The 1,981-nt window shown below is 40.3% G+C and carries 2 protein-coding genes and 1 rRNA gene; 1 reads left to right on the top strand and 2 read right to left on the bottom strand.

What is annotated here, in order from left to right:
* Window positions 1-211: ribosomal RNA gene (locus MUB24_RS22910) — 16S ribosomal RNA — on the bottom strand; the annotation flags it as partial.
* Between the two features lie 59 nt (window positions 212-270).
* Here MUB24_RS22910 and MUB24_RS22905 point away from each other — a divergent pair.
* Complete coding sequence (locus MUB24_RS22905) at window positions 271-450, top strand: hypothetical protein (RefSeq protein ID WP_244708043.1); 180 nt, start codon at window positions 271-273, stop codon at window positions 448-450.
* 652 nt (window positions 451-1,102) lie between these two features.
* Here MUB24_RS22905 and MUB24_RS22900 read toward each other — a convergent pair.
* Window positions 1,103-1,285 carry a hypothetical protein gene (locus MUB24_RS22900; protein ID WP_244708041.1) on the bottom strand — a complete coding sequence of 61 codons (183 nt, stop codon included), beginning with the start codon at window positions 1,283-1,285 and terminating at the stop codon, window positions 1,103-1,105.
* Between the last annotated feature and the right edge of the window lie 696 nt (window positions 1,286-1,981).

The following is a 1,981-nucleotide window of genomic DNA, read 5'->3' as shown; positions in this document are numbered from 1 at the left end:
TTTCAACCTCTCTCCATGTGAAGAAAGAAATTATCCGGTATTAGCTCACGTTTCCGCAAGTTATCCCAGTCTTACAGGCAGGTTGCCCACGTGTTACTCACCCGTCCGCCGCTCATCTTTTGGAAGCAAGCTCCCAAAAGATGCGCTCGACTTGCATGTATTAGGCACGCCGCCAGCGTTCGTCCTGAGCCAGGATCAAACTCTCATATAATGTAAGAAGTTTAGGCTCGCACGATGCGAGTCACAACAACGTTGCCACAGGAGGCCCGCATGACGCGGGTCACAAAGGCGTTGCCACAGGACGTGGCGAATTTAGCCTTTGCTCCTTTATTGATCTTAGTTGTTGATCCTTACTCTTGCTGGCAATGGTTTAAAACCATTTATCCATTATTTATTGACGTTCGTTTCGTTCAGTTTTCAAAGATCAAACTGTTGCCACCGTTTCAATAGCGACTTTATTATCATAACACCGTTCATTTTCGATGTCAAGTTTTTAATTTTTTTCTTTTTTTCCTTTTTTGTATTTCCTTGTCTCTTAAGGACGCCTTATACTATATCATTCTTTTTTTTGATGTTCAACCCATTTTAAAAAAAAACTTTAAATTTTTATTATTTGTTGAGAAATCCTTCTTTAAACTATAGAATTCTCTAGTTTTACACTACATATTAACTCCCATAAAACCTGTTTCGTATTTATTATATTTACGACATATATTGTTACAGATCACTTCTAGTCGGCACATTCTTTGGCTAAAAGGGCTTTTGATTAAAGAGGCTTCCCAGTTTCTTCGCACGGTTGCCAATCTGTCCCGCCGCATGTGTGCTTCACAGGTTCCCATTTGGTTCTACACAAACGCCTACGGGTCTCTCGATTATCCGCATCTCCATCAGACATTACATCACGATGGTGCTATAGGTTAGGCTTCTTGGATTATATGAGCATCTCCAAGGAAGTTCTTTCACCCTCGTGGCGTTTCTCGTTCTGTATCACTTGGTACCGTTTTACTCAGTAACGTATACTAACCGACAAAATGGAAACGTTGCGACGGCCCGTCGCACAAAGTGCCCCTTTCAAAAGAAAGGGGCTTAAGGCAAGGAGGTACTACCTACTAGTCACCACGTCGACGGCGTTCTTCTCTACAAAAGCACACAAAACGGTCTCTATCACGGTCTCGATCTCTATCACGATCTCGGTCTCTATCACGGTCTCGGTCATCCCAATCCCATACTTCCCGGCACCTACAAACGAATCTTTCCCGTCTTCTCCGTCTGTCTCTTTCTCCACCTACAAAGTCGTCATCATAATAATAAGACATATACTCATCGCACCTCCTCTTTATATATTAAAGCCGGCCGACCTTAATACATATCATATTGGAAAATGCGTTATTTGATTGGTCAAACTGTCTGATGAAAAAGAGGATTTTTTATTATCTAGTTCCAGCGACTACCAAACTTTCGGGGCAGTTTTTTTAATACAGAACTCTTGTCCGTTGAGCTGATCCCCTGAATAATATCTAGACCCTCCATTAATCCCCCAATGGTTTGAACCCAAATTCCAGTTTGAATACATTGTGTAGTTGAAATTTGTTTTTCAAAGCTGCCATTCTTTCTGCATTTTCTAAGTAGTGGCTAATATTAAAACCTTTCGAGATAGTTATCCTGTCATAAATAAATGAATGAGGAGGTTCTAACATATTGCATGAAAAAAAGATACATCTAACGTCATTAGAGGTAATTGCGATGTCTCACACCTCAAGTGAGACAAGGGGTTAAGGAGAGACCAGAATTTATTTTCCCCCAAAATGTGACGGTATAATGCATTTTTAAGAGAAGGGAATGGAAAAAATGTCGAAAAACCACCCAAAAAATAAGAAAACAGATGAAACCTTGCCCTATAAGGTTTAAAATAGTTAGTAACCAAAAAACCATTAAACCGAGGGGGTTCATCTGTATGGCTATTATACCACAAATGAATTTG

Source organism: Lederbergia sp. NSJ-179, assembly GCF_022867885.1.
Lineage (GTDB): Bacteria > Bacillota > Bacilli > Bacillales > Bacillaceae_C > Lederbergia.
The sequence above is the reverse complement of the archived record's forward strand: the minus strand, read 5'-3'. Positions and strand labels throughout refer to the sequence as shown.